General features: G+C 57.5%; 5 protein-coding genes. All 5 read left to right on the top strand.

What is annotated here, in order from left to right; translation table 11 throughout:
- Positions 1 to 491: 491 nt before the first annotated feature.
- The gene (locus QZY07_RS27360) at positions 492 to 764 is read left to right on the top strand and encodes a DUF4258 domain-containing protein (RefSeq protein WP_363183999.1); all 273 of its coding nucleotides are present in this window, start codon (positions 492 to 494) and stop codon (positions 762 to 764) included.
- 8 nt (positions 765 to 772) lie between these two features.
- Complete coding sequence (locus tag QZY07_RS27355; protein WP_363183997.1) at positions 773 to 1,021, top strand: YgiT-type zinc finger protein; 249 nt, start codon at positions 773 to 775, stop codon at positions 1,019 to 1,021.
- Between the two features lie 204 nt (positions 1,022 to 1,225).
- Positions 1,226 to 2,605: a V-type ATP synthase subunit B gene (locus QZY07_RS09405; RefSeq protein WP_295401853.1), complete on the top strand. Its 1,380-nt coding sequence runs from the start codon at positions 1,226 to 1,228 to the stop codon at positions 2,603 to 2,605.
- A gap of 67 nt (positions 2,606 to 2,672) precedes the next feature.
- Positions 2,673 to 3,140 (top strand): DUF29 domain-containing protein, encoded by a 468-nt coding sequence (locus QZY07_RS09400; protein WP_295401851.1) that lies wholly within the window; start codon positions 2,673 to 2,675, stop codon positions 3,138 to 3,140.
- Between the two features lie 34 nt (positions 3,141 to 3,174).
- Positions 3,175 to 3,433, top strand: a 259-nt coding sequence (locus QZY07_RS09395) for a YkgJ family cysteine cluster protein (protein WP_295401848.1), incomplete at its 3' end; no start/stop codon positions are given.

The following is a 3,433-nucleotide window of genomic DNA, read 5'->3' as shown; positions in this document are numbered from 1 at the left end:
GCCAAACTGGCCGAATGCAGTGCCGAATTCCTCTGTGTGCTGGGATTCATGCTCGACGGGCGACCCTTCTCGGTGGCGTGTGACGTGAGGCGCGCCTGGCCCTAATGGTGGCGCTTGATTAGTTTTGTACTGTACTGAGGCCGCCTTGATAGGGATAATGACAGGAGTTCAGAAAGTTATTCTCCTTGCATTATGGCCCGGTGTGACTCTTATGCTTTTCTTGTTAGATCAAGATGGCTTTGCCTTGATTTGGGGTATTTTCGGATTCTATATATCTATTTTGTTGACATCATGGCTGTCCGAAAAATCGAAAGGAATGCCAAATAACAGAAAACGCCATCGGTTAAATCTTGTCAATCATTGACCTAACAAGCGGTTCAAAAGCAGACCCCGCAGACAGCACAGCGATCATCCTGCAAAGTCATACCAGCGGGGCCGCTAGGCCATAGAGAGCAGCAATCGCAGCAACTTGATTTCAATCTCAAAGCACCGTGAGCGTTCTTAGCACAACTCAACAACGAATCGTAGACCGTGACTATTATCTATCCTCGCACGCAGAAGAAGAGATGATGGATGACGGATTCGAGCGAGCTGATATCGAGAACGCCATTTTGAAAGGTTTTCTCGAAAAGAAAATGACGCACGACACACGGGGGACTCGGTATCGTATTGAAGGTCCATCTCTTTCAGGTCGCAGCATGCACGTCGTTTGCCGCTTCCGAGAGGAAGCGAGCCTAATCATCATTACCGTATACGCAATCTAGGTGCAATTATGCAGTGTGAATTCTGCGACGGGGAAACCCGACCCAAGAAGGTCAAACGGTCTCACTGGTTTCAGCAACAACTGTACATCGTTGAGGACGTAGAAGCCGAAGTGTGCATGGAATGCGGTGAAAGATATTTTCACGCCACGACTTTGGATAAACTCGATGCATTGCTGAAGAGGCAACATCCCGTGCGTGCGCGATTGAATGTAGAGATTGTCAACATGGCGCAAGCATTGGCCCAACAAGGGAATTAACAGCGACCTAAAAACTTACATGCGGACTCGATACGCTACCCGGAACAGTTTCCACTGATTGCGCGCCGGTCTTGATCCTCGTTCCGGCCATCGGCGATCCCGGAGGCGACCCGAATGCCGACGTCACGCTGAAATTTCAAAACCTGCTCCTACGTCACAGGCGTGGAGCCAGATAAAACCATTGACCACTGAACGACGACACTTATGAGCATCAAAGAATATCGCACCGCAGTCGAGGCCCGTGGCGGACTGCTGGTGGTCAAGAATACCCCCGCCGTGGCGTTCGGCGACCGGGTCCAGATCGAGGATCACAGCGGTCAGATCCGCAACGGTCAGGTCATCCGCGCGGCGGATAACGAGGTGCTGATCCTGATCTTCGAGGGCACCGACGATCTGGATCTGGAAAACACCTGGATTCGCTTCCTGGATGAACCGATCGAGATCGCGCTCTCCCCCGAGATCCTCGGGCGCGAATTCAACGGACTCGGCGTGCCCCGCGACGGGCGCCCGCCGGTGCTGTCCAGTCTGCGCCGTCCGGTCAGCGGGTCGGCCATCAATCCGGCCGCGCGCACCTATCCGCGCGAATTCATCCAGACCGGTATCTCGACCATCGACGGGCTGAACAGTCTGGTGCGCGGTCAGAAATTGCCGATCTTCTCGGGTTCCGGTCTGCCGCATAACCGTCTCGCCGCGCAGATTGTGCGTCAGGCCAAGCTGAAGGATCAGGACAGCAGTTTCTCGATCGTCTTCGCCGCCATGGGCGTGTCCTACGCGGACGCCAAATTCTTCCGCGACGAATTCGCCAACTCGGGCGTGCTGCGCAACGTGGTGATGTTCGTCAATCTGGCCGACGATCCGCCGGTGGAACGGCTCACCCTGCCCCGCACCGCGCTGACCGCCGCCGAATATCTGGCCTATGACCTGGACCGCCACGTCCTGGTGGTGCTGACCGACATGACGAACTATGCCGAGGCGCTGCGCGAGGTCGCCACCGCCAAGGGCGACGTGCCGGCGCGCAAGGGCTATCCGGGCTATCTCTATTCGGATCTGGCCGAACTCTACGAGCGCTGCGGACGTATCCACGAGCGGCATGGCTCGATCACCATGATGCCGGTGGTCTCGATGCCCTCGGACGACATCACGCACCCGATCCCGGACCTGACCGGCTATATCACCGAGGGTCAGATCGTGCTGTCGCGCGAGTTGCACAATCAGGGCATCTACCCGCCGGTGCATATCTCGCCCAGTCTGTCCCGCTTGATGAAGGACGGCATCGGCAAGGACGACACCCGCGAGGATCACCCGCGGGTCGCCGCCCAGCTCTATGCGCTGTATGCGCGCGCCCAAGAAACGCGCAATCTCGCCTCTATCATCGGCGCGGACGAACTCTCCGAGCGCGACCGCCGCTATCTGAGCTTTGCCGACGCCTTCGATCAGCGGTTTGTCGGTCAGGGCGAGTCCGAGGATCGTTCGATCGAGGCCACGCTGAATCTGGCCTGGGAGCTGATGAGCAGTTTCCCGAGGGACGCGCTGACCCGGTTGAAGGAAACGGATCTGGCCAAGCATTATCAGGGGAGCGATTAGCGCGGCTGGTTGCCGAAAAAACGGCTATCATTTCGCCATCTTCATTGTCGGCGCGAGGGTTGACGCCATGGCGCTTGCCTTCAAAACAGTCGTTACGCCAGCGGTCGTCGCTTTTTATGAGAGCGATTATTATCTCTGGCTGATCGAAAATGCGAACCTGTTGCGCACTGGGCGCGTCTCGGAGGCAGATCTCGACAGGATCGCCGAGGAATTGGAGGAGATGGGACGGAGCGAGCGGCGCGCCCTTGCCAGCCACATCAGCGTACTGGTGTCACACCTGCTCAAGTGGCAGTTCCAGTCGAGCCACCGCAGCAGCAGTTGGCGTGGATCGATCCAGAATGCACGGAGTTCCATTCAGGATCTGTTGGAAGAAAGTCCAAGTTTGCGCAACCAACTCGCCCCTCTTGTCGTCAGTAAATACCCGAATGCTCGTTTCAACGCCGCAAACGAGACCAATCTGCCTGAATCGACCTTTCCCGACGACTGCCCCTACCGTCTGGAAGATCTGTTGAACTTCGATTTCTGGCCGGATTGAACCGCGTCCGCGCCCAATTCGCCAATCAATCGCCATGCCTCGGGAACCTGACCACGGGATCACCTGCGAAACCTGCGACGCGGCCTGCTGCCGCTTGGAGGTTTTGTGCCTAACCGAGACCGGCGTCCCGCAATGCTTCACCAGACGGGACGCCTGGGGTGGCACGGTCATGGATCGACTGGACGACGGCTGGTGCGCGGCGCTGGACCGCGACAGTCTGCGGTGCCGTATCTATGCTTGGCGACCGCTGGTGTGTCGCGAATTCGTGATGGGCGGGCCTGACTGCCGGATTG

Source organism: uncultured Thiocystis sp. (genome assembly GCF_903866365.1).
Taxonomy (GTDB): Bacteria; Pseudomonadota; Gammaproteobacteria; order Chromatiales; family Chromatiaceae; genus Chromatium.
Note: the sequence above shows the minus strand (reverse complement) of the source record. Positions and strands in the feature narration are given on the sequence as shown.